The following is a 24,262-nucleotide window of genomic DNA, read 5'->3' as shown; positions in this document are numbered from 1 at the left end:
ATCCACCCGTTCCCATCCCGAACACGGCAGTTAAGCCCTCCAGCGCCGATGGTACTTGGGGCGCAGGCCCCTGGGAGAGTAGGACGTTGCCAGGCGTTTCCCCTTAGCGGGGAAAAATGTATTGACAACTGAAGATGGGCATTATATAATATAACTTGTCTTTTGAATGCTGATCCTCAGTAGCTCAATGGTAGAGCGCCCGGCTGTTAACCGGTAGGTTGTAGGTTCGAGTCCTACCTGAGGAGCCATATGCTCCCATAGCTCAGTTGGTAGAGCGCTTCCATGGTAAGGAAGAGGTCATCAGTTCGAGTCTGATTGGGAGCTCCACAACGGCCCGTTGGTGAAGCGGTTAACACACCAGCCTTTCACGCTGGCATACAGGGGTTCGAATCCCCTACGGGTCACCATCTAAAATCAACCACCGCATCCTATGCGGGGGAAAACATCCGTAAGCAGCATCACTGCTGGCGGACTTCTACGGACGGTTAGCTCAGCTGGGAGAGCACCTGCCTTACAAGCAGGGGGTCGCAGGTTCGAGCCCTGCACCGTCCACCATCTAATTTTATATTTGCAATCCTTATATGGAGGGGTAGCGAAGTGGCCAAACGCAGCAGACTGTAAATCTGCCGGCTCTGCCTTCGTAGGTTCGAATCCTACCCCCTCCACCATTGATGGGGCGTAGCCAAGCGGTAAGGCAACGGACTTTGACTCCGTGATGCGTAGGTTCGATCCCTACCGCCCCAGCCAATATGAGCCATTAGCTCAGTCGGCAGAGCACCTGACTTTTAATCAGGGTGTCCCAGGTTCGAGTCCTGGATGGCTCACCATCTTCTCTACTCATTGTAGGGAGGGTCGTTAGCTCAGTTGGCAGAGCACCTGACTCTTAATCAGGATGTCGCAGGTTCGAGGCCTGCACGACCCACCAATTACATAGGACATGCGGAAGTGGCTCAGTGGTAGAGCACCGCCTTGCCAAGGCGGGGGTCGCGGGTTCGAATCCCGTCTTCCGCTCCACACCAAAAGCTTTCCCATATGGGAAAGCTTTTTTAATGACTTGAGAACCACATGGGATCGCAAGTCATTTTTCTATTTAATGGATTGATGGCGCCGAATTTGCTGGATACTCCTTCTACCCCACTTTAAGGAAGTGGGGTGGCAAAATGGTTTGTGGTTACAAATGATATCTCGCAGGTGAAAATGGATATCGTCCTTTTCACAAAGCAAATACTTTGGCGCCACTGTTTGAGAGTTCATTTGGATGTTTCCTTGCTTAATCAGTTTTTGGATTTGGGTTCGGCTTACATCCTTAATTTTGGTCGAAAGCGCTCGATCCAACCTCAAGGGGTTTGCTACCGATTGGATGCAAATGTATAGGGTGTGAATTCCTTGTTTCGATAGTTCCCCAATGATATCGTTGAATCTTTCTGTGTCATTTAATTTGTTTAATGGCCAAAGTGAAGTCGGCTTTGCCTTCTGTCATCTACTTGGCTTTAAGCTGATGCCCTGATTCAAAAGTTTCGTTTATACCCCGCAAAAAATTAAGCTATAACAAAGGATGAATTTTCATTAATCATATTTCCGTAAGTGTGATGTGGGTTAGTGGTTTATCAAGAACAGAAGCGTATCGTTCAATCTCATTTCATATAAATATGCATGCGCTTTCATAAGCCAGCATCCCTGGAAAAAAGCAGATATGGTAATTGTGCTACAATGTGGGGAAACCAATGGGGACCGATTCATCCCCAACACGAATCAGGGAAAATGTGAGGGATACGATATGGGGAAAGTGAAACAACCGATTTCGATCGTGGGTGTGCCAATGGATTTGGGAGCCGATCGCCGTGGTGTCGATATGGGTCCCAGTGCGATCCGGTATGCTTTGGTACAGGAAAAGCTGGCGTCTTTGGGTTATGAAGTGGAGGATCTAGGTAATCTTCAGGTGCCGACGCTAGAGTCGTATCATGAAGGTCAACAACAGTTGAAATATCTACGGGAAATCTGTGCAGTCAGTGAGGATTTGGCCCGTACATTGGATAAAATCGTGGAGAGAGAACGGTTTCCCCTCGTTTTAGGCGGAGACCACAGCATCGCCATTGGAACGATCGCCGGAGTGGCACGCCACCATCAGCGGATGGGTTTGATCTGGTTTGATGCCCATGGTGATTTGAATACGGAATATACGACACCATCGGGCAATATCCATGGGATGCCGTTGGCGGTCGGTTTGGGGTTTGGTCATTCTGACTTAATCAACATCGGCGGATACACACCGAAAATTCATGCCCAAAACATCGTTATCATCGGAGCACGGCAATTGGATGAAGGGGAGCGGAAGTTGATTCGTGAACAACAAATCCGGGTGTTTACGATGCATGATATTGATCGTCTCGGTATGGCGAAAGTAATGGATGAGGCATTGCAAATTGTGACTGACGGCACCGATGGTGTTCATCTCAGTTTAGACCTTGATGGGTTGGACCCCAAGGACGCTCCAGGTGTCGGTACACCGGTTGCCGGTGGAATTACCTATCGTGAAAGTCACTTGGCGTTGGAAATGCTGTCGGAAGCAAATGTGTTAACGTCTGCTGAGTTTGTCGAGGTAAATCCGATTTTGGATGATGCCAATCGGACGGCCAAGGTGGCAGTAGCCCTGATCGGCTCCGTTTTTGGTGAAAAAGTGCTTTGAAATCTTGCACAAAAGCGTCCGTTGCATCATAGAACTTTGAAGCGAGTAGATAGCATCTATGGGATATAAAGGATTGCTATCCATCGACCAAAATAAATCCGGGATGAGTTATCAGCATTGGTTCTGGGTTGTCATCCATCCCAGTGAAATGGAGGAGAAGGCGTTGGAGAGCGTATCTCAAGTACTTGTATAAACTGGGATCGTATACCCTCTTTTTTGTGTTCACATTTTTGCTAAAATAGGAGTAATAGCGTTTTCCGATAGGGCTTACTTTGGTGAACGATCGAATGCTGCTGATCCGAAGCTGCTTCGGAGAATGTTTTTCACTTATTCGAAAGGAGTGATGGATCGCATGAACAGACCGACCCCTTCGCTGGAAACGGAAAGAGATCATCCGTTACGAAAAGATGTGCGATTTTTGGGCCATATCCTGGGAGATGTTCTAGTGATGCAGGGAGGCCCCACACTATTGCAACAGGTGGAAGAGATCCGTGAATTGACCAAACAGCTACGTGCATCCGGCGACCTGGAGCTGTTGGAACGCTGCAAACAAGTGATCCAACGTTTATCTCCTTCGATGCGTCGCGATGTGATTCGAGCTTTTGCGATTTATTTTCAATTAGTCAATATCGCTGAACAAAACCATCGCATCCGTCGCCATCGTGCTTATCGCCGTGGTGAAGCGGAATCGGCGCAACCCTTCTCGATTGAAGGTGCGGTACGAACACTGAAGGAGATGGACCTTACCGCAGAGCAGGTGGAGTCGATGTTGGGCCAGCTCTCCTTGGAATTGGTTATGACGGCACACCCCACAGAAGCGATGCGTCGCACAATCTTGGATATTCACCATCGCATCGCTACCCTTATGGCAAAAGTGGACGATCCGTTGATAACGGAAGTAGAAAAAAACCAGTTTCGCGATGAATTGCTGGGAGAAGTACTCACCTTGTGGCAGAGTGATGAGCTGCGCCACCGTAAACCAAGTGTGCTCGACGAGGTGAGAAACGGACTATATTATATGGATGAGACGCTGTTTGAAGTGTTGCCGGAAGTGCACCGGGAATTGGAATATGCGCTGGAACGGTATTATCCGGAACGGAAATGGCATGTTCCCTGTTTTTTATGGTTTGGTTCCTGGATTGGCGGAGACCGGGATGGCAACCCGTGGGTCACTCCTGAGGTAACTTGGAAAACATTAGAGATGCAGCGTGGGCTAGTGATGCAAAAATATGAGCACTCGCTACGACAGTTGATTAAAAAATTAAGCTATTCCACTCGGATGGTAGAGATACCGAGCGAATTATTTGATTCCTTGAAAAAGGATGAACAGGAGGTGGATTTGGGCGATATTGGACAAGGGAAATGGCGAAACGAGCATGAACCGTATCGACGGAAATGTACGTATATGTTGGCGCGCCTGCGACATACCCGCTTCAACCAAAAAGAGCGAGGCGCCTATCATCATAGTGATGCCTTTTTGGCAGATCTCAAATTGATCGATCAAAGCTTACGTACCCATCAAGCGGATACCATCGCTGATGGTGAGTTGGCACGATTGATTCGGCAAGTGGAGCTGTTCGGCTTTCATTTGCTCACCTTGGATATCCGGCAAGATAGCGGTGAGCATGAAGCGGCGTTGACGGAAATTTTGGCTTCTTTAGGGATTGTGTCCGACTATAAGGGATTGTCGGAAGAGGAAAAAGTGAAGCTATTGACGGAACTGCTGCTCGATCCAAGGCCATTGACATCGTCGTTTATGGATTTTTCAGCGGAGACACGGGAGTGCCTGCGGCTGTTTGAAATTATCGCCCAAGCGCAAAAAGAGTTTGGTCCGGCAGCGATCCGCAATTACCTCATTTCCATGACACAGGGTACCAGTGATCTATTGGAAGTAGTACTGCTGGCGAAACAGGTGGGATTATGGCGGCAGACACCGGAGGGACCTATCTCTTCCCTTCATGTGGTGCCGTTACTGGAAACGATCGATGACTTGCATCGAGCCGGTGAAATTATGGAGGCTTACTACCGTCACCCCTGTTTTGTACCGGATCGAAAGCCCGGTTTTGCTGTACAGGAGATTATGTTAGGCTACTCCGACAGCAATAAAGATGGGGGTGTATTGACGGCCAACTGGGAGTTGTTCCGGGCGCAAAAGGAACTTTCCCGCCTCTCCAGTCGCTATGATCTGGCGGTCCGCTTTTTCCACGGCCGGGGCGGCGCTTTGGGGCGTGGAGGCAGCCCCCTCAATCAAAGCATTATGGCCCAACCACCGGAAACCCTGGATGGAGGCGTAAAAATTACGGAGCAAGGGGAAGTGCTCTCTTCCCGCTATGCGTTAAAACCGATCGCCTATCGCAGCTTAGAGCAAGCGACTTCTGCCTTGTTGGTATCCGCCGCCGGTGCCTTTTTCGGAGAAACACCGGAACCGGAACCTCGTTGGCTGGAGTGGATGGAGATAACCTCCACCGCTGCGCGTAACCATTATCAGGGGTTGGTGTTTAAAGATGAGCGTTTTATTCCCTTCTTCCATCAGGCGACACCCTTGCCGGAGATCGGGGAGCTAAATATCGGTTCACGTCCCAGCCGCCGCAAAAACAGTCAAGCATTTACAAGCTTGCGCGCCATTCCTTGGGTATTCTCCTGGACGCAAAGCCGCAACCTTTTCCCTGCTTGGTTTGCTGCGGGAACGGGGTTGAAACAGCTACTGGAGGAGGAAGGGGGATTGGAATCGCTACGTGAGATGTATCAATCCTGGACTTTCTTCCGGACATTGGTGGATAACTTGCAAATGGCGTTAGCCAAAGCCGATCTGGTGATTGCCCGTGAATATTCCAGCTTGGCGGGAGAGGAAGGGGCAGAATTATTCCGTACCATTGAAGCAGAGTATCGTTCCACCCGAGAAACGGTGTTGGCTATTACCGGTCAAAAGGAGATTTTGGATCATATTCCCGTTATCCAGGAATCGATCCGGTTGCGTAATCCCTATGTAGACCCCCTCAGTTTTATCCAGGTGTATCTTTTAAGCGAAAGCCGAAGAGAAGAACATTCACAAACCCGGCAGGATGAGCTGGAACAGGTGCTGATGACGATCAACGGTATTGCCGCTGGCTTGCGTAATACAGGTTGATGATCAAGCAATTGCAGTGGATTTCAAATCGAGGCTTCCGTACGGAGGCCTCTTTGCTGATGGAAACGTATTTTGGCCCCGATTGTCCAAATTGGCTTTGGGGCTAAGCTTGTTAATTAGCCTAGCCATACCTTGGATGAAGGGGGAGGGATTTTTGAGTCGGCGTGCTCTATAATCAACAGATCTGCCTTGAGGCATTTCTTTTTTGCGGCACTTATCGCATAATGGGATGAAGAGGGTGACATGGATGGAGCGAAGAGTTGGTTGCATACTACAGATAGGATGGGCTGTGGAGGGGTCCAATGCAAATACTTGATGGAATTACTCGGTATGTCAGTGATATCGTTGATGTCCTGATCGTCAGTTATATTATCTATAAATTGCTGATGCTGCTCCGAGGAACGCGAGCGGTGCAATTGCTCAAAGGGATTTCCATCGTGATCGCTGTCTGGATGGTTAGCAGCTTTTTTCAATTGTCCACCTTGCAGTGGTTGATGGAAAACCTTTTCTCATTGGGGATCATTGTGATTATCATTATTTTTCAACCAGAACTGAGACGGGCCTTGGAGCAATTGGGACGTGGTCGGTTATTCGGACGCAGCAGCCAGATGGACGAACAAGTGATTACCAGTATCGTGGGGGACATTGTAAAAGCTGTTTCCCACTTATCCAAGCGCCGCATCGGGGCTTTAATTGTCGTGGAACGGCAGACGGGTCTATCGGATTATATCGAGACCGGGACGCAACTGGAGGCACGATTAGGATCTGAATTGATGACCAATATATTCCTTCCCAATGCTCCCCTACACGATGGAGCAGTCATTATTCGCAACAACCAAATTATGGCGGCGGGTTGCTATCTGCCGCTATCAGAGAATCCTTTTATCAGCAAAGAGTTGGGAACTCGCCATCGAGCCGGGATGGGGATGAGCGAGATTTCCGATGCGATCGCCATTATCGTCTCAGAGGAGACGGGACAGATCTCCCTGGCGATTCATGGCAAACTGGAGCGGCGACTAACGGAAGAACAATTGATCTCCCGGCTCTATAAAGAATTAAAGCCTCCAGAAAAAAACGGTTCCACCTTCTGGACTCGCAAAGAGGAGGGGGAAAAAGAAGATGGATAAATGGCTGCAGAACAACACAATCGTCAAATTGATCGCTGTCGCTTTGGCGGTTATGTTGTGGATGTCGGTCAATGATACCTCTTTTCGTTTCCCCCGCAATGAAAGTACCGCCAACACGATTCAAAATGTAACCCTGGAGGCCCGCTATGACGATACACGGTTTGAATTAGTGGACATTCCTTCGACTGTTGATCTAACATTGCGCGGAAACGCCTTCTCACTTAATCTGGTTTCACCGGACCGCTATCGAGCCTATGTCGATTTGAGAGAACTAAAGGCGGGCAATCACACCGATGTCCCCGTGCGGCTGGAAGGGATTCCAAAAAACGTGGAAGTCCAGGTAAAGCCTGCGCGGGTGGATGTGGTGCTGGAGGAAAAACTACAAAAAGAGATGCCAGTGGAAGTAGAGGTAATCGGCACTCCGGATTCCGATAATGAACTGGGTGAACCGGTTGCCTCACCCGATAAGGTATTGGTCCGGGGTACAAAAGCTCAACTTCAAGAGGTGCAAGCAGTTAAAGCGGTGGTGAATGTAGAAGGAGCCGCGGAAACAATTGAAAAGACCGCCTCGTTGCAAGTATATGGAGCAAAAGGCTGGATGGATGGAGTGGAAGTCACCCCTGAAGTAGTGGATGTGAGTGTGCCAATCGACAGCCCTCATGCGACGGTTCCCCTTAAAGTGGCCATCGGCCGCTACCCGCCGGCGGGATTTGCGGTGAATCGGGTTACTACTGACGTTGCGAAGGTAACGGTTTATGGTTCTAAAGGCTATATTTCCGCCTTAGAAGCGTATAAGGGACCACAATTGGATCTGTCTAAGGCCAAAAACGGTCAGCCCTTTCAGATGCCAATCCCCTTGACCAGCGGTGCAGTTAAAATAGAACCGGAACAGGTAAAGATCGATGTGGATATTGTAAAGGAAAACAAGAAAAAATGGACCGATATCCCAATTGCGATCAAAGGGCTAAATAAGAATATGAGTGCGACGATTCAAGGAGCAGAGACGGTGGACCTCACGCTGTTTGGGGCGGCGAAACGGTTGGGTTCGATCAAGGATGAAGACTTACATGCGTTTATCGATGTGTCCCAGTTGACGCCGGGAGAATATGAGGTACCCTTGCAATTGAACCGGCCGCCGTATATTCGCTGGGCAGAAGAAGGCCAGACAACAACCGTAAGGATTGCGAGATAAAGAGTGGGCGAAGGAGGAAAATCATGGGTAAGTATTTTGGAACGGATGGTGTGCGCGGAGTCGCCAATCGGGAATTAACCCCGGAGCTGGCGTATCGCCTGGGTCGAGCCGGCGCTTTTGTGCTTACAGGTGATACGAACGGGGATAAGCCACGAATCTTGGTCGGACGCGATACCCGTCTGTCCGGAGAGATGCTGGAATCTGCGTTGATCGCAGGCATGATGTCTATCGGTGCCGATGTATGGAAATTGGATGTCGTCACCACTCCCGGTGTGGCGTTTTTGACGCGGGAATTGGGAGCTCATGCAGGTGTGATGATCTCTGCTTCTCACAATCCTTTTACGGATAACGGCATCAAATTTTTTGGGCCGGATGGTTTTAAGCTTTCCGATGAGCTGGAGAATCGAATTGAGCAGCTTTTAGAGGTTGATGACCAGATGCCTCGTCCTACAGGTGACGCAATCGGCTTGACAAAGGATAAATCGAAAGAAGTGCAGCGTTACCTCGACCATCTTCGCTCCACCATCGAGACTGATTTGTGTGGGATGGACATCGTCGTCGATTGTGCCAATGGAGCCGCTTCCAAATGGGCGCCGCTGTTGCTCCGCGACCTGGGAGCCGATGTGACGGCTCTTCACGCCGAACCGGACGGAGTGAATATCAACGTCGCCTGCGGTTCCACCCATCCTGAGGGATTGCGCAAAGAAGTATTACAACGAGGGGCTCATCTGGGGCTAGCCTTCGATGGAGATGCGGATCGCCTGATTGCGGTGGATGACACGGGCGAGCTGGTCGATGGGGATCATATCCTATGGATCTGCGGGGAATACCTGAAAGAACAAGGACAACTTGCCCATGACACGATTGTGACGACCGTGATGAGCAATATCGGCTTATATAAAGCGACTGCGGATGCGGGGATTCATACGGAGAAAACCCGTGTGGGCGATCGCTATGTGATGGAAGCGATGCGGCAGGGTGGATTTAAGTTGGGTGGAGAACAATCGGGACATATTATCTTCTTGGAACATATCCCCACTGGTGATGGGTTATTGACCGCACTGCAACTGTTGCAAGTAATCAAAGAGAAAGCAACCACCCTTCATCAACTGGCCACCACTATGAAAAAATATCCGCAAATCTTGGTCAATGTCCGTGTCGGCAGCAAAGAGGGTTGGGACCAGAAGGCGGCGATCACCGATAAAATCCGGGAAGTGGAACAACTTCTCGGAGAAAACGGCCGTGTTCTGGTTCGCCCCTCGGGTACGGAGCCTTTGATTCGCGTCATGGCTGAAGGGCCTGATAAGGAAGAGTTGAAAAAGCATGTGGATGATATCGCCGCTGTGATTCGTGAGACATTGACCCCGGCAGCTGAGGAAGTGTAAACAGAAAAAACCGTCTGTTTGACGGGGCAGATTCATGACAAACTACTGGAATGGTTAGAAACACAGGTCGGTGTGGTTTCCGCGTATAACCCGATAAGTTCAACTAACCATCGGTGAAAAGACCCTACCGATGGAGTTTCACTTTATCCGGCGAGCAACTCTGCCACGCATGGAGCGGAGACGGATAACCACCCCGACCGTCCCGCGAACAGTTTGTCAGCAGCCTCACCCGTCTGTTTGACGGGTTTTTTTGTTTACGATGGAGGTCACCAAATTGACCTGTTCCCCTTTACAAATGAGTTATTGTTGCATAGCATAGAAGTAGTTGTTTCTGGAGGTGGTATAGAAAAATATGGAATAATGTTATGCTTAACCCGTTGATAAGCGCCAGAACTGTGGTGGATGAGAACTGCAGTTGACGAGGTGGAGGCGGATCGATTTTTTCGGCGGATACCTCCCGGCTTGCATCGGAGCCGAGGAGCTGGGGAACAAATCCTGGGGGTGACCTCGGTGACAAAATCCCTGGCACGATGATGACGCGACAATCAATATAGACATGACGGTTCGCTCCCTATGACGGAAGCGACTCCATCCATGACTTTCAAAAACACCATGGGGGTGTCGCTTACGAAAAATGAAACAAAAACATCAGCGACACCCCTGAAGAATCTGGGGGTAAAACATCAATGTGTGGAATTGTGGGATATATCGGACCAAAACAGGCACAAAGCATTTTGTTGGAAGGCCTGCGCAAACTGGAATACCGTGGATATGACTCTGCCGGTTTGGCTGTTTACTCGGATGGAAGGCTGGCGGTGCAAAAGACCAAGGGGGCGCTGAATGCACTGGAACAACGTCTCTCTAGCCACCCTTTAACCGGAGAAGTGGGCATTGGTCACACCCGTTGGGCTACCCATGGTAAGCCTTCCGATGAAAACTCCCACCCTCATGTGGACGGCGCTCTTCAATTTTCCGTCGTTCATAACGGGATTATCGAAAACTACATGCAATTGAAAGAAGAACTACAAGCCAAGGGTTACACCTTTACATCGGAAACGGATACGGAAGTGATCGCCCATCTGTTGGCCGACCAATGGGACGGGAGTCTGGTTTCGACGGTGCGTAAAGCGGTTCGGCATATGGAAGGGGCTTATGCCCTTGCGATTGCCAGCGTCAAAGAGCCGGACAAACTGGTAGCGGTCCGTCTGGCCAGCCCGTTGATCGTGGGTGTCGGTGACGGCGAGAACTTTATCGCTTCTGACATTCCCGCCATCTTAGAGCATACCCGCAACGTTTATGTATTGGAAGACGGCGAGATGGCGGTGATCACCCGTGACGAGGTGTCTCTTGTCACTACCGACGGTACCCCGGTCCATCGCGAGCAGTTACGTGTTACTTGGGATGCGGTTACCGCTGAAAAAGGCGGCTACGATCACTTTATGCTGAAGGAGATTCATGAACAGCCCAAGGCGATTCAGGATACGTTGGTCGGCCGAGTAAAAGACGGTGTAGTGGATTTGTCCCAGGAGCTCTCTTTGACGGAGGAAGAGATCAAAGGAATCGATAAGATCCACTTTGTCGCTTGTGGCACCGCCTACCATGCCGGTCTGATCGGAAAATCCGTTGTGGAAAAACTGGTTCGCATTCCAGTGGAAGTGGATGTGGCATCGGAGTATCGCTACCGCGACCCCATTATCACTCCTTCTACCTTGGTGGTGGTGGTAAGCCAATCCGGTGAGACCGCCGATACCTTGGCCGCCTTGCGCGCTGCAAAACAAGCCGGGGCCAAAGTGGTAGGGATCACCAATGTCGTAGGTAGCTCCGTCGCACGGGAAGCGGATGAGGTGTTGATGACTTGGGCAGGGCCGGAGATCGCCGTAGCTTCTACCAAGGCTTACACCTCGCAGTTGATCGCGATTGACTTATTTGCCCTGCACTTGGCCCGTGTACGTGGAACTCTAGATGAGCAGACGCTGAAGGCTCATACCACGGCTTTGCTCAACCTCCCACAACAAGCGGAGGCCATCCTGGAGCAGGCTGGTTCGATCCAGCCCTTGGCTGCTGCCATCGCCAAACATGACAACCTCTTCTTTATCGGGCGTGGACTAGACTATGCGGTGGTGATGGAAGGCTCCCTCAAACTGAAGGAGATCTCCTATATCCATTCGGAAGCGTACCCCGCCGGTGAGCTAAAGCATGGCACCCTGGCCTTGATCGAAGAAGGAATTCCGGTGATCGCCTTGGCGACACAAAAAGAGATCTTTGAAAAAATGGTTTCTAACATCATTGAAGTAAAAGCCCGTGGGGCCCATGTGATCGGGCTGGGCATTGAAGGCGACACCGAACTGGGCAAATCCGTGGATGAGACGCTCTTTATCCCAGCAACGTTACCTTTACTCAACCCTGTCCTTGCTGTCATCCCGCTGCAACTTCTCTCTTACTACACCTCTGTTGCCCGTGGCCTTAACGTCGACAAGCCACGCAACTTGGCTAAAAGTGTGACGGTGGAGTAAGAGTAGTAGAGCACACCCTTATCGGTGTGGCTTTTGAAATAAAGTCGTACCGTTTGTAAAAAAGATGTACCGTTTTAAAATAAAGTTATACCGTTTTTCCCCTTTGGATATGATTGTCTAAAGGGGTGTTTTTGTGTCGAAAAGAAAAAGAACATCTAAAGTCAATTAGTACATTATCTGGAAAGTAACTTTTGTGAAACCTGAGAGAAGGATTTACAACACCGATTCTCGCACCGATTATTAAACTCCAGGTAAAATACATGGGGAGAAACATACTTGTATAATCTAGTTTAACAAGTGCTATAATGATCTAAAGTAGATCTACAGGAGTGAACTATGAATTTATTCGATTTAACAGGATATCTCGTAAACAGGACGGATGTCAAAATAACAAATTATTTTAGTAAATGCTTAAAGCCTTATCAAATAACACCCGAGCAATGGGCAATTATATGTGTATTAGATGAGAAAAAAATGACTCAAAAAGAACTGTCTTCGTCAATTGATCGAAACCAAACAACTGTTGTTCGAATGGTGAATTTACTAGAGAAAAAGTGCATTGTTTCTAAAGAGTATAATGCGGACGATAAACGGTCACACTTTATTAAATTAACTAAAAAGGGACAACAACTTCAATCGGAATTGATTCCAGTCGTTCTGGATGCTCACCGAAGAGTTACAGAGGGGTTAAGTGAAGAGGATTTAAAACAAATACAGTTCTATCTAAATAAGCTCTATCAAAATGTGAATAAGCACTTGTTTTAGTGTTATTGTTGCGTGTCGTCATTTGAAGTCAGAAGCAAATTTATTGAGATGTTAAATCTATCCCGAACATTTAGAATTTGATGTAATAACCTTCTAAGACTATGCCCTTGACCCAATTAATATTATTCTCTATAATATATGCTATAGCATATGATGCTATAGCATATAAATGCGGTGCACTTCCAATCAAATCGATATTCTATACCGGTCGGGACATACACTAGAACGGCGATCGTCCGTTTTCACATCGTCAACCACTTACTCAAAATTTATGACTCTTCTACCAGAGAAATCATCGCCGAGCACACCATCTCTCAAAAGAAAAGGAGACTGATCAAGAATAGGACGTGAGCGGTCCAAGTCGCTCAATCTGTTAAGACAAGAACTGATTACACTCCTTGCCCATGATCATGCGACAGACTACATAGAAATAATTAGCACGGATTATGGACGTTATCGCCGAAACCAATTTACACTGATCAAAATAGTGGCGCAAGAAAACGCTGAATGAATCCACCTGGCGCTTGAAAAGTGTATGAGATACAACAGATTCCATTACTTAAAGAGATAGGGTGAAAAAATATGAATTTTGTTGATCCAAAGGTTTTAGAAGAACACTATCAGATGTATCAAGTGATAGATGAAGAAGGGAAGGTTGTTAATGAAGAGAGTCTAGCAACTTTTTCCGATAAGCAGCTTAAAGAACTTATGACAAGAATGGTATATACAAGAGCATGGGATGAGAAGTCTGCTATTTTTACAACTAAAGAAATAGGTATTCATGCTCCTGTCAGTGGTCAAGAAGCCTCAATGATTGGCTCACAATATGCTTTAGGTCAAACAGACTGGATTGCCCCAACATTCCGTGACATTCCCCAAATTATGTGGCATGGGTTTCCTAAATATAAGGCTATTTTATATCAACGTGGTCACTTTGTAGGTGGGCAAGTACCTAAAGATGTACATGTGTTAAATCCTCAAATTGTAATTGCTGCGCAAATGACTCAAGCAACTGGATTAGGATTAGGGCTCAAAAAAGATAATAATGGTCAGGTTGTTATTGTATACGGTGGTGACGGAAGTACGTCACAAGGAGATTTTTATGAGGCAATGAACTTCGCTTCTGTATTTGGTACAAATACTATTTTCTTTATTCAAAATAACCAATATGCAGCCACCGTAAAAATAGCTGATCAAACAACGACAAAAACACTTGCTCAAAAAGCTTTAGCTGCCGGAATAAAAAGTATACAAGTTGATGGTATGGATGTATTGGCAGTATATAAAGTAACTCAAAAAGCTAGGATGATGGCTGCAAAAGGTGAGCCAGTATTAATTGAGGCAATCAATTATCGTATTCACGCGCACTTCGCTGGAGATGATCCTTCTAGATATAGATTATTAGATGAAATTCATGAGAATTGGTTAGCGAAAGAACCACTAATACGCTACAGAAAATTTCTTGAAAAGCGTAACCTCTGGTCAACTGAAGAAGAAAAAGCTGTTATTAAACACGCGGAGTATGATTTGGATCAAGCTATTGAAAAAGCTAGGCAAGTGCCTAAACAAACTATCGCTGATTTGGAAACGATCATGTATCAATCAACTGATTAACAACTTAAATAAAAAATACATGGTTAGGGGAATTGATAATTATGACGAAAATGAACATGTCTAAGGCGATAAATCATGCCATTAGAAATGAAATGCATAGAGACGAAAAAGTTTTAGTCTATGGAGAAGACTTAGGGGTTGCTGGAGGGTCTTGGAGGGTCGCAGAGAATCTTCAAAAAGAATTCGGAGTCACACGTGTATTTGATACCCCCTTGGCTGAATCCGCTATTGCAGGGATGGCTGTTGGATTAGGATATGTCGGATATAGGTCTGTCATTGAAATTGAATACTCAGGTTTTATGTTTGAAGCAATGGATGCATTGGCTGGTCAAATGGCACGCGTGCATTATCGATCGGGGGGAGCATTTAATGCCCCAATTACGGTAAGAGTTCCATTTGGTTCAGGCATGGGAGTCGTGGAATTGCATAATGATAATTTAGAAGGTCTTTTAGCTCAATCACATGGACTCAAGGTAGTGATGCCATCATCACCATATGATGCTAAAGGGTTAATGATTTCGGCGATTAGAGACAACAACCCTGTCATTTTCTTTGAGCATTTAAGTTTATATTTTAATACAGAGGAAGATGTACCAGAAGAAGAATATATGATTGAAATTGATAAAGCCAGTATTAAAAAGGAAGGTCACGACGTTACGTTGATTACTTATGGAGCAATGGTTGAAAAAGTAATGAATGTATCTAAAACAATTGCAGACAAAGGTATAAAAGCTGAGGTGATTGATTTACGTAGCTTAAGCCCTATTGATTACGACACTTTAATTACATCAATCCAAAAAACAAAGAGAGCTATTATTATTCAAGAAGCTCAAAGAAGTGCAGGAGTAGCTAATATTATTAGTTCGAAATTAAATGAAGAGCTATTTACAGAATTAAAATCACCAATCAGTGTGATTGCTTCGCCTGATACACTGCATCCATTCGTTGAAGTTGAAGATGTTTGGGTTTCAAATGAAAACATGATTGTCGACAAAATTAGCAGCCTATTTGAAAATCAAAAGTAAAAGAGGAATTACTTCCTTATATAATAAAAAACCCTGATTTTTCTGCTTAACGTAGAAAAATCAGGGTTTTACCTTCTAAAAAGGCTTGACAAGAGTATGATTCAATGATAAAAATTGATTGATCAATCAAAATAAAAATTGACCGACCAAAAAGGGGTGTTTTTGTCGTGAGTAATCAGGTGAATAACTTTCACAATCTCCCACGTTGGTTCCAACGTATCATTCCATTGATCAGTGTGATTTTGTCTGTACTGACATTTTCATATGTCTCCTACCTTTACAACCATACAGCATTGGAGTTTGTACACTGGATCCGGATGATCATCTTTACCGTTATCGGGATTGGGTTGCTGCTCTCCGCAGTTATCTATGTCTATAATCAAGAAACCGCTTGGAAATGGTTAAAGGGTGGATTGACATTATTGGCGATTCTGTTGTTGTTACCATTGATCATGCTTCTTATGAATGTCATCAAAACCGCCATCCAAGCTGTTTTTTAAGGGAGTCATCCTAAGCCGGTTCGCTTATTTATTGAAAACTAGCCAAGTAAGTTGATGTGGTAAGATCAGCAGTGGTTTTTATTGTGGGTGTTCTGTGGATCATCGATAAACTGAAAAATAAAGCAATGTAATACGGAAATGAGGGATTGTCGTGGGAGATCAACCGTCTTTTATAGCAGAAGCAAGAAGAGAGCAAATCATAAAGGCTTCAATCGAAGCATTGAATGAGCTGGGCTATGCAAATATAAGTTTGGCCAAAATCGCGAAAAAGGCAAAGGTGAGTACCGGGCTAATCTCCTATCATTTTTCGGATAAAGAAGATTTGCTGAACAACACACTGACCTATCTACTTAAAAAGCAATTTCAGTATATTATGGAACGTGTTTCACAAAAAGATTCTGCCTATGATCAACTCATCGCTTTTATCGATGCGAGCTTAGCGTATCAAGGAACACACCACGCCCATAATGTTGCATTAATTGAGATCGTTTTTAATGCGCGTACATCCGACAATGTGCCTTACTATCAAGTATCAACGGATGAAGAGGATCCGTTGTATGTGCGTTTACAGGAAATTTTACGTTATGGACAGGAGACAAAAGGATTCTCTGGGTTTGACCCGCAAAACGTCTCGATCATGATTCAGGGGGCGATTGGTGAGAGTATGCTGATGAAAGGGGAAGGCTTTGATTTAGAAGCATACCGGGACGAATTGGTTAGTATGGTGACAAAGATGGTGAAATCTTGACCTCATCTTTCCCTGAGAGGAGAAGTTCATTTGACTAAGAAATCCACACCGCTGATTCGTGGATCAGTGTCGGATCGTGAGCGTTCGTTGGCACCTGATCTAGCGCGGGGGTTTATGCTTTTGTTGATTGTTTTGGCTCATGCCCCGTTGCTGTTATTTGGTACAACCCCCGGTGTGCTTGGTGATTTCGGTCGTCCTGAAGGAGTTAGCTCCGTTGATAAAGTAGTCGACTTCGTTGCTCTGTTGTTTGTAGACAGCAGGGCTTACCCGATGTTCGCTGCACTTTTTGGATATGGTTTGGCGATGATGGTTGGACGTCAGCTCGCCTCAGGTACTTCGGAGTTAGAAGTTAGACGATTATTGCGAAGGCGTTCACTGTTTTTGTTATTGTTTGGTCTGGTTCACTTCGTTATCATCGGAGGCGCCGACATTCTCGCTTTTTACGGTGTCGCTGGGCTATTAGTCGGTTGGCTATTGTTTCGCGAAAATCGGATGCTTATAAGAGCCCTGTTGTTCGTTGGTCTGCTTTATCTCATTCTAATACCACTGGCGTGGGTCGGTATTGCGTCCACCTTGGTAGGAGAAAGCATGGATAGGGGCATCTCCGCGACAACAACGTATGCCGAGGTTGCATTGGAACATCTGATTGCGTTTCCATTCGTACCGCTTTTTCAGCTGTTGTTGTGGCCGATACTATTGCCGATCCTGGTTGGGATTTGGGCTGCGCGCAAACACCTGTTGGATAAACCGCAAGCGCAGTACAAATTGCTGCGGCGCATTGCGATCATCGGGATCCCCATCTCAGTTGTTGGAGGTCTCCCTCGGGCGATGATCGAGGCACAACTGTGGGAACCTACTTCTGCGATTATTGGCTTGGCTGCAGCGGTACACATTTTGACAGGATTAGCCGGCGGTTTGGGATATGGGGCAATGTTTGGGCTTATCGGGGCCAGAGTTAGTAGGATTAAAGCCAGCGGTCACACCGGAATGGTTGCTTGGTGTTTAGCAGCGATGGGGAAGCGATCGCTGACCTTCTATATCTATGGCGAAGCGATGCTCGTCATCATTCTCTCCCCGGTAGCCTTTGGATTGGGTGGTATGCTGCACAGCACTGGAGCGGCTATTGTTGCCGTACTTGTCTGGCTCAGCGGTGTCGGTCTCGCCTCATTGTTGGAGTTTAAGGGGCTGCGCGGGCCGGCTGATGCCCTGCTGCGCAGGCTCGTCTATCGAAACCGGGGGCGTCGACAAGAGAATGGTTCGATGAACCTCACAAAGTAAATCAAAACCGGGTATGAATAGGGGATCAATGCAGATATACGGAAGGCTTCTTCTAATTGATAGATGGTTGTAAATTAGGAGGTCTTCCGTTTCTTATATCAATGGTTTATGGATGTCATGGTGACTGTAATCGTTTGCGGTTTTCCCAAGATACGTTTTTTATCACGCAACAACTGGCGCTACCTTCATGACCTCAATTACCAAAATTCATGTTTCGCCTTGACAGCTTATAAAAATAAACATATATTATAATCGAATGAATGAATCATTCATTCTAAAATGTATTTAATTCTTGTGTGCTGAAGGGTGGACATGATGATGGATACAAATCACGCACTATCGCAAGGTAATAAAAAACGGGCGATTGTGATTGGGGGAGGAATTGCCGGCTTAATGGTGGCGAGAGTGCTTTCCGATTATTATGGAGAAGTTCTTATCGTGGATCGGGATAACTTTCCTGTTGCACCTCAAAATCGTCCTGGTACTCCACAAGCGTTTCAGCCCCATCGTTTAACACCGCGTGGTAACATGATTATGGAAAAACTTTTTCCTGGATTTAACGATGATTTGCTGAGGCAAGGGGCGCCCTCCTCACAACATAAGAGCGTTCATTTTGTCAATCGATATGGAAACATGGTCATGCAAAACAGGAACCATCATGCAACCTTTAGCCGAGCACTGCTTGAGTGGGTATTTCGTCAACGTGTGCACAAGATAGCAAATGTTCATTTTCTACCGAAGCATGAGGTGGTCGCTTTACAAACGACTTCCGATCGGATGGCCGTTACAGGTGTTCACATACGAGAACGCGAAACCCGGGATCAGAAAACCTTGACGGCTGACATCGTATTGGATGCCAGCGGACGCTCCTCCAAATTGGTAAAATGGCTTCAGGAATTGAATTTTGCTGTTCCAGCTCCAGATGTCTTGCAAGTGAATCTAGGGTATAGTACCCGCCATTACAAGGTTCCTTCCCACCTCGCGGAAAAATGGGATGTAATCCGTGTCGAAGGCAATCCTGATAAAAGGAGTTTTTCCGAGGTATTTTCCATCATAGAAAATAACACCGCAGAGATGTTGTTCTGGAGCGTAGGAGGTCACTATCCTCCAACCGCTGTTTCCGACTATGAGCATGCGCTTACCCGGCTAACAAGTCCACTAATGATGGAAGTGATACAGGGGCTTGAGCCGCTTACTTCTCCCAGAGGTTATCGTATCTCGGAATTGTTCCGTCATCATTTTGAACAGATGGAACGCTGGCCGTCTGGATTGTTGGTTTTAGGTGATGCTTTCTGCAACTTTGATCCCATCTATGGGCAGGGAATGACCGTTGCCGCCATCGAAGTAGAAATATTGGAAGCCTGTTTACGGGAACAACAGCAACACCCCATGGCTGGTTTTGAACGTCGTGTACTCCAAAAAATGCAAGCTGTCGTTGAACCGGCTTGGTGGTTAAATGCCGTTGCCGATTTGCAATGGCAAGGCGTTGAATATATAGGGGCTGAGCCGTTGAAAGGAATCACATTCGCTCAGAAATATATGGATCTGTACCAGAAACATGCAACCCTTCAACGAAATTGGGATTTATATGGATTGTACTGGTTTGTGAATTCATTGTTTCTCTCTCCCCGTGAAATTATCAATCCAGAAATGGTAACAGCTGTTTTGGGTGCATCGGATGAAGGCAACGCGTATCTCACTTCGCTTTTACAAGAATACGGTCAACCCTTGGATGAAGTTTTGGACCAGATTGTCCCTTCTTTTTCCGATGCATCCTTTGTCACGATGGATGCGATTAATTGAGACGTTGTAAAGGAGCGAATAAGATTGACGCCTTTAAGAGAGGAACAATTGCAGCAAATTCGCGATGAACGCAGACAACAAATTATGGATGCCTCCCTGCGAATTTTTGCTCGGCGAGGCATTATTGGAACAAAGATGAGTATGATCGCCACGGAAGCCGGTATAAGTCCGGGCCTCCTCTACCGCTACTTTCAATCAAAAGATGAACTTTTTACGACGCTTGTGCAGCAGGCGATGCAAGAATCGGTTGCAGGAATTGCTAGTGTAAATCAATTGTCGGGATCACCGCTTGAAAAAATAAGAGCATTGACGGAGCTCATTCTCGATAAAGAGGGTCAACTTTATTTTTTGCTGATCCATCAAGCCAGTACATCGGATGAGGTTCCAGAAAAAGCAATCCAGTTGCTTGAACAGTATTCGATGAATGTGTATGTCGACCCATTGGAGCCATTATTTATTGAAGGGCAGAAAGCAGGCGAAATTGCCGCAGGGGACCCCCGAGAATTGATCTCCTGTTATATTACGGTGTTGTCCGGCCTTATGACGTTAAATATCCACGGGGATGAAGGCTACCCGATGCCGAATATCGATATCTTGTTGCGAATGGTGTCGAGTCCCTATACGGAAGCGTAATAGACGTAGGAATCGAAACCCGATCCCTTCGTTTTTTTTTGCGTTTTTCGGTGCAAAAGAGTATATATTGACCGGTTGATCAGTATATAGTAAAGTGATACTAACCGATCGGTTAGTATCATAAGGAGGAGGATTTCGTTCTTGCCTTTGCAACGGTATGAAAAAGAACAAATCTTGGATGCTTGTTTAGCGGTATTTGCCCGTTATGGATATGAAAAGACTTCAACGGCGATGTTGGCGGAGGCGGCGGGAATCTCCAAGGCGTTGATCTTCCACCATTTTGGGAGTAAAGAGGCGCTGTATTTCTCCATATTGGAGCGATGCATGGAAAAGGTGATGAAGGAACTGCGGATGGATGAACCCTTGGAAGGTGAGGATTTTTTTACAGCTTTAGAGCGAATGAGCCGAGTCAAACTGGCTTATCTCAAAAAGAATCCCAACATGTATAAGTTGTTGACGGAAGCCTTTTATGGGACACCGGATGAGCTAAAGGCGGAAATGGTAGAGAAAATCACTTTTCGGATCGACAGGCGGGATCAGGTGTTGGAGCGACTATTTGCGAGTGTTCCTCTCAAAGAAGGAGTGAATCGTCGGAAGGCACTTGAACTGATTCAAGTGGTATTGAAGCATGTGGAGAATAAAACGTTATCGGCGATGACGGATCAAACCGAGTTGGATGAAGCGTTTATGGAAGGCATCATCGATGAGATGAACGATTTACTTGCCATGATCCGAACGGGAATTGAACGATAGTTTCCCATGGTCATACGAGATCACTCTCCGTATGAGACCCAAGTCAAGCGAAACCGGGAGATGAAATTTTGGTAATCCATTTTGATCAGCTGGTTGAGCGACTAATCTACAATTGGCGCGGGTGTCACATTCATTACCCGTCTCCTTGCGATTTGGTAGGTATGCGGGGAGGGTGACCTGGCATAACAGTTGAGTCAGGCGCTGATACAACCAGCTTGTGTATTGCCTGTTTCCTTGCAGTTTGAGAATAAAGGGTAATTCCATGTAGGAGGGGTGTTCGGATGTCATCGGTACTCCATTTTCGGGATATTGATCAAACCGAGTTGATGGTTGTCGGAGGAAAAGGCGTAAACTTAGGAGAATTAGCGAAAATAGAGGGGTTACAGGTACCGGAAGGTTTTTGTGTCACCACCGATGCTTACAAAAAAGCAATTGATCAAAACCGGGAGTTTCATGCCTTAGTGGATCAACTATCCATGCTCAAGGCGGAAGAGCGGGAGAAAATTGGTGAAATCAGCGGTAAGATTCGTGATATCATCGAAGCGACCAAAATCCCGACGGATGTAGAAGAAGCGGTGGCTCACCATCTTACCCAATTGGGTGAGGAGCATGCTTATGCCGTCCGCTCCAGCGCGACGGCGGAGGATTTGCCCCATGCATCCTTTGCCGGGCAGCAGGATACGTATTTAAACATCATCGGCACTGAGGCGATCGTAAAGCATATCAGCAAATGTTGGGCTTCGCTGTTTACCGATCGGGCTGTGATCTACCGCATCCAGAATGGATTTGACCATCGTCAGGTTTATCTGTCCGTTATTGTTCAGCGGATGGTATTTCCGCAGGCGTCAGGAATTCTATTTACGGCGGATCCCGTCACTTCCAATCGGAAAGTGCTGTCCATTGATGCCAGTTTTGGGCTGGGTGAAGCACTCGTCTCCGGGTTGGTATCCGCCGATAACTATAAAGTTCAGGATGGCGAAATTATCGAGAAGACCATCGCCACGAAACGAGTAGCGATAGCCGCTTTACCGGCAGGCGGAACAGAGGAGAGAAGAATTGAGCCGGATCAGCAGAAAAAACAGACGCTGACAGATGAGCAGATTTTGCAGTTAGAGCGGATGGGCAGACAGATTGAGGCTTATTTTGGTTGTCCACAAGATATTGAATGGTGCCTAGCTGATGATCGGATTATCATCGTACAGAGCCGCCCCATCACCACATTATTTCCAGTTCCAGACGGAAACGACGGGCAGAACCGCGTCTATATCTCCGTCGGCCATCAGCAGATGATGACAGAAGCGATCAAACCCTTGGGTATGTCGTTTTTCCGATTATTAGCAGGAGAATATCCGATGCATACAGCCGGTGGTCGATTGTTTATCGATCTTTCCCATGACCTGGCTTCACCGGTGGGACGTAAAATTGTCCTCAGTGTATATGGCAAGAATGATCCGTTGATGAAAAGCGCCCTTTCCAGTTTAATCGAGCGAAAAGGTTTTATCCAATCACTGCCCCGGGGTAAGAGAGTTTTTAAATTAGGCAATGAGAACCTCTCTTGGGCGCTGCCGATTGAATCGCTAAAAATCTATCGTAAAAACGACCCTGCGATCGTTTCAGATCTTATTTCCCGCAATGAGAAGTCGATCAATGAGCTAAAACAGCGGATTGCTAACGTAACGGGAGATGAGCTGTTTTCATTTATTTTACAGGATTATCCGCAATTCAAAAAAGAACTGTATAACCCGCAGAGCTTAGGCGTGATCATGGTTGGGTTATATGCGAGCAGTTGGATCAATAAGAAAATGGAAAAATGGCTGGGTGAAAAGAATGCCGCCGACACGCTTTCCCAGTCGGTCCCCCACAACATTACATCGGAGATGGGCCTGGCGTTGATGGATGTCGCCGATGTGGTACGGCAATATCCGGCGGTGATTCAATACTTTGAACACGCCACCGATGAATCCTTTTTTGAGGATCTGGTCAAGGTGGAAGGCGGTGAAGCAGTCAATCAAGCCATCCGGGGATACCTTGAAAAATACGGCATGCGTTGCTCAGGGGAAATCGATATTACCACCCCCCGTTGGCGAGAACGGCCGACTGCGCTGATCCCCATGATCGTAAGCAATATCAAAAATTTTTCACCGGGTGCAAGTCAAAGTAAATTTGAACAGGGTCGACTGGCAGCGGAGCAGAAGGAGCAGGAACTCTTAAGCCGCTTGGAACGACTACCCCGTGGACGACAAAAGGCTAAAAAGACAAAACGGATGATCAACATCTTGCGCAACTTTATCGGTTATCGGGAATATCCCAAGTATGCCTTAGTCTGGCGGTTCTTCATCTATAAACAAGCGTTGATGAAAGAGGCAGCCAAACTGGTGCAAACAGGAGTGATTCAAGCGGAGGAGGATATTTTTTATTTATCGTTTGCGGAGTTACAGGAGGCAGTTCAAACCAATCGCGTCAATAACCAAATGATCGCCGAGAGGAAGGCGGATTACGCCGTTTTTCAGAAGCTGACACCGCCACGAGTGATCACGTCCGAGGGTGAAGGGATAAACGGTCAATACGACACCGACCATCTCCCACCCGGTGCCTTAGCGGGCAACCCGGTATCAGCTGGCGTTATCGAAGGACGGGCACGTGTCGTTTTAAAAATGGAAGATGCCGATCTCCAGGAGGGGGATATCCTTGTCACACCCTTTACCGACCCCAGCTGGACACCCTTGTTTGTATCGATCAAAGGATTGGTGACAGAGGTAGGCGGCTTGATGACGCACGGCGCCGTCATTGCCCGGGAATACGGCCTACCGGCGGTTGTCGGTGTGGAAAACGCCACCACACGGATCAAGGATGGGCAGCGTATCCGCATCAACGGCACGGAAGGGTATGTAGAAATCCTGTGATTGAGTGATAGAAGACAAATCCATCCATACAAAATACATTCAAGCGAAGTGGCAATAGGTGCACAAATAAACTCCCTATCAACACCACCAGCAAATTACCGAAGATCAATCAGCAGTGAGGGAGCTGTTAAAGGGCAGTACCTTTACTGCTTACCACTCATCGGAAGTATTTTTCATCTCGGTAAGGAGGACGGTTCCCCCATTCGCGGG

Annotated in this window: 17 protein-coding genes, 9 tRNA genes and 1 rRNA gene; 26 read left to right on the top strand and 1 reads right to left on the bottom strand. The window is 46.9% G+C overall.

Translation table 11 applies throughout. The features are described from left to right. From rrf to C8J48_RS17925, 10 genes are all read left to right on the top strand, one after another. Positions 1 to 95: ribosomal RNA gene (gene rrf / locus C8J48_RS17970) — 5S ribosomal RNA — on the top strand; the annotation flags it as partial. A gap of 78 nt (positions 96 to 173) precedes the next feature. Then, a tRNA-Asn gene (locus C8J48_RS17965) sits at positions 174 to 248 on the top strand. 3 nt (positions 249 to 251) lie between these two features. After that, positions 252 to 327: transfer RNA gene (locus tag C8J48_RS17960), tRNA-Thr, on the top strand. A gap of 4 nt (positions 328 to 331) precedes the next feature. Then, positions 332 to 407, top strand: a tRNA-Glu gene (locus C8J48_RS17955). A gap of 72 nt (positions 408 to 479) precedes the next feature. Continuing rightward, a tRNA-Val gene (locus tag C8J48_RS17950) sits at positions 480 to 555 on the top strand. A gap of 28 nt (positions 556 to 583) precedes the next feature. Beyond that, positions 584 to 668 (top strand) — tRNA-Tyr (locus C8J48_RS17945). A gap of 4 nt (positions 669 to 672) precedes the next feature. Further along, a tRNA-Gln gene (locus C8J48_RS17940) sits at positions 673 to 747 on the top strand. A gap of 4 nt (positions 748 to 751) precedes the next feature. Next, a tRNA-Lys gene (locus C8J48_RS17935) sits at positions 752 to 827 on the top strand. A 22-nt stretch (positions 828 to 849) separates the two neighbouring features. Next, positions 850 to 925, top strand: a tRNA-Lys gene (locus C8J48_RS17930). Between the two features lie 14 nt (positions 926 to 939). Further along, positions 940 to 1,014, top strand: a tRNA-Gly gene (locus C8J48_RS17925). A gap of 72 nt (positions 1,015 to 1,086) precedes the next feature. Here C8J48_RS17925 and C8J48_RS19380 read toward each other — a convergent pair. Further along, a complete protein-coding gene (locus tag C8J48_RS19380) occupies positions 1,087 to 1,335 on the bottom strand; it encodes an RNA-binding S4 domain-containing protein (protein WP_425430490.1) in 249 nt (82 codons plus the stop codon). A gap of 442 nt (positions 1,336 to 1,777) precedes the next feature. Here C8J48_RS19380 and rocF point away from each other — a divergent pair, with 442 nt between their 5' ends. From rocF to ppsA, 16 genes are all read left to right on the top strand, one after another. Beyond that, positions 1,778 to 2,686, top strand: coding sequence for an arginase (gene rocF, locus C8J48_RS17915; protein WP_107728641.1), 909 nt, complete (start codon positions 1,778 to 1,780; stop codon positions 2,684 to 2,686). A gap of 352 nt (positions 2,687 to 3,038) precedes the next feature. Continuing rightward, on the top strand, positions 3,039 to 5,813 hold the full coding sequence (ppc, locus tag C8J48_RS17910) for a phosphoenolpyruvate carboxylase (protein WP_107728627.1): 2,775 nt from the start codon (positions 3,039 to 3,041) through the stop codon (positions 5,811 to 5,813). A 302-nt stretch (positions 5,814 to 6,115) separates the two neighbouring features. Beyond that, positions 6,116 to 6,940 carry a diadenylate cyclase CdaA gene (cdaA, locus tag C8J48_RS17905; protein WP_107728626.1) on the top strand — a complete coding sequence of 275 codons (825 nt, stop codon included), beginning with the start codon at positions 6,116 to 6,118 and terminating at the stop codon, positions 6,938 to 6,940. Beyond that, positions 6,933 to 8,132 (top strand): CdaR family protein, encoded by a 1,200-nt coding sequence (locus C8J48_RS17900; RefSeq protein WP_107728625.1) that lies wholly within the window; start codon positions 6,933 to 6,935, stop codon positions 8,130 to 8,132. The genes cdaA and C8J48_RS17900 overlap by 8 nt, the downstream gene beginning before the upstream one ends. A 23-nt stretch (positions 8,133 to 8,155) precedes the next feature. Next, the gene (glmM, locus tag C8J48_RS17895) at positions 8,156 to 9,517 is read left to right on the top strand and encodes a phosphoglucosamine mutase (RefSeq protein WP_107728624.1); all 1,362 of its coding nucleotides are present in this window, start codon (positions 8,156 to 8,158) and stop codon (positions 9,515 to 9,517) included. A gap of 686 nt (positions 9,518 to 10,203) precedes the next feature. Further along, positions 10,204 to 12,030, top strand: coding sequence for a glutamine--fructose-6-phosphate transaminase (isomerizing) (gene glmS / locus C8J48_RS17890; RefSeq protein ID WP_107728623.1), 1,827 nt, complete (start codon positions 10,204 to 10,206; stop codon positions 12,028 to 12,030). A gap of 336 nt (positions 12,031 to 12,366) precedes the next feature. Next, complete coding sequence (locus C8J48_RS17885) at positions 12,367 to 12,795, top strand: MarR family winged helix-turn-helix transcriptional regulator (protein WP_107728622.1); 429 nt, start codon at positions 12,367 to 12,369, stop codon at positions 12,793 to 12,795. A gap of 582 nt (positions 12,796 to 13,377) precedes the next feature. Further along, positions 13,378 to 14,409, top strand: coding sequence for a thiamine pyrophosphate-dependent enzyme (locus C8J48_RS17880; protein ID WP_107728621.1), 1,032 nt, complete (start codon positions 13,378 to 13,380; stop codon positions 14,407 to 14,409). Positions 14,410 to 14,450: 41 nt separating this feature from the next. Continuing rightward, positions 14,451 to 15,434 (top strand): alpha-ketoacid dehydrogenase subunit beta, encoded by a 984-nt coding sequence (locus C8J48_RS17875; protein ID WP_107728620.1) that lies wholly within the window; start codon positions 14,451 to 14,453, stop codon positions 15,432 to 15,434. 167 nt (positions 15,435 to 15,601) lie between these two features. Next, positions 15,602 to 15,934 (top strand): hypothetical protein, encoded by a 333-nt coding sequence (locus tag C8J48_RS17870; protein WP_211316693.1) that lies wholly within the window; start codon positions 15,602 to 15,604, stop codon positions 15,932 to 15,934. 151 nt (positions 15,935 to 16,085) lie between these two features. Further along, positions 16,086 to 16,682, top strand: a complete 597-nt coding sequence (locus C8J48_RS17865) for a TetR/AcrR family transcriptional regulator (protein ID WP_107728619.1) — start codon at positions 16,086 to 16,088, stop codon at positions 16,680 to 16,682. 30 nt (positions 16,683 to 16,712) lie between these two features. Further along, positions 16,713 to 17,960: a DUF418 domain-containing protein gene (locus C8J48_RS17860; protein ID WP_107728618.1), complete on the top strand. Its 1,248-nt coding sequence runs from the start codon at positions 16,713 to 16,715 to the stop codon at positions 17,958 to 17,960. 318 nt (positions 17,961 to 18,278) lie between these two features. Continuing rightward, positions 18,279 to 19,763, top strand: coding sequence for an FAD-dependent oxidoreductase (locus tag C8J48_RS17855; protein WP_342748266.1), 1,485 nt, complete (start codon positions 18,279 to 18,281; stop codon positions 19,761 to 19,763). Between the two features lie 24 nt (positions 19,764 to 19,787). Next, a complete protein-coding gene (locus tag C8J48_RS17850; RefSeq protein ID WP_107728616.1) occupies positions 19,788 to 20,396 on the top strand; it encodes a TetR/AcrR family transcriptional regulator in 609 nt (202 codons plus the stop codon). 141 nt (positions 20,397 to 20,537) lie between these two features. Continuing rightward, positions 20,538 to 21,149 carry a TetR/AcrR family transcriptional regulator gene (locus C8J48_RS17845; RefSeq protein WP_107728615.1) on the top strand — a complete coding sequence of 204 codons (612 nt, stop codon included), beginning with the start codon at positions 20,538 to 20,540 and terminating at the stop codon, positions 21,147 to 21,149. 281 nt (positions 21,150 to 21,430) lie between these two features. Then, positions 21,431 to 24,052: a phosphoenolpyruvate synthase gene (gene ppsA, locus C8J48_RS17840; RefSeq protein WP_107728614.1), complete on the top strand. Its 2,622-nt coding sequence runs from the start codon at positions 21,431 to 21,433 to the stop codon at positions 24,050 to 24,052. The last annotated feature ends 210 nt before the right edge of the window (positions 24,053 to 24,262 follow it).

The sequence above is a fragment of the Desmospora activa DSM 45169 genome (assembly GCF_003046315.1).
In the GTDB taxonomy this organism is placed as follows: Bacteria; Bacillota; Bacilli; order Thermoactinomycetales; family DSM-45169; genus Desmospora; species Desmospora activa.
The sequence above is the reverse complement of the archived record's forward strand: the minus strand, read 5'-3'. Positions and strand labels throughout refer to the sequence as shown.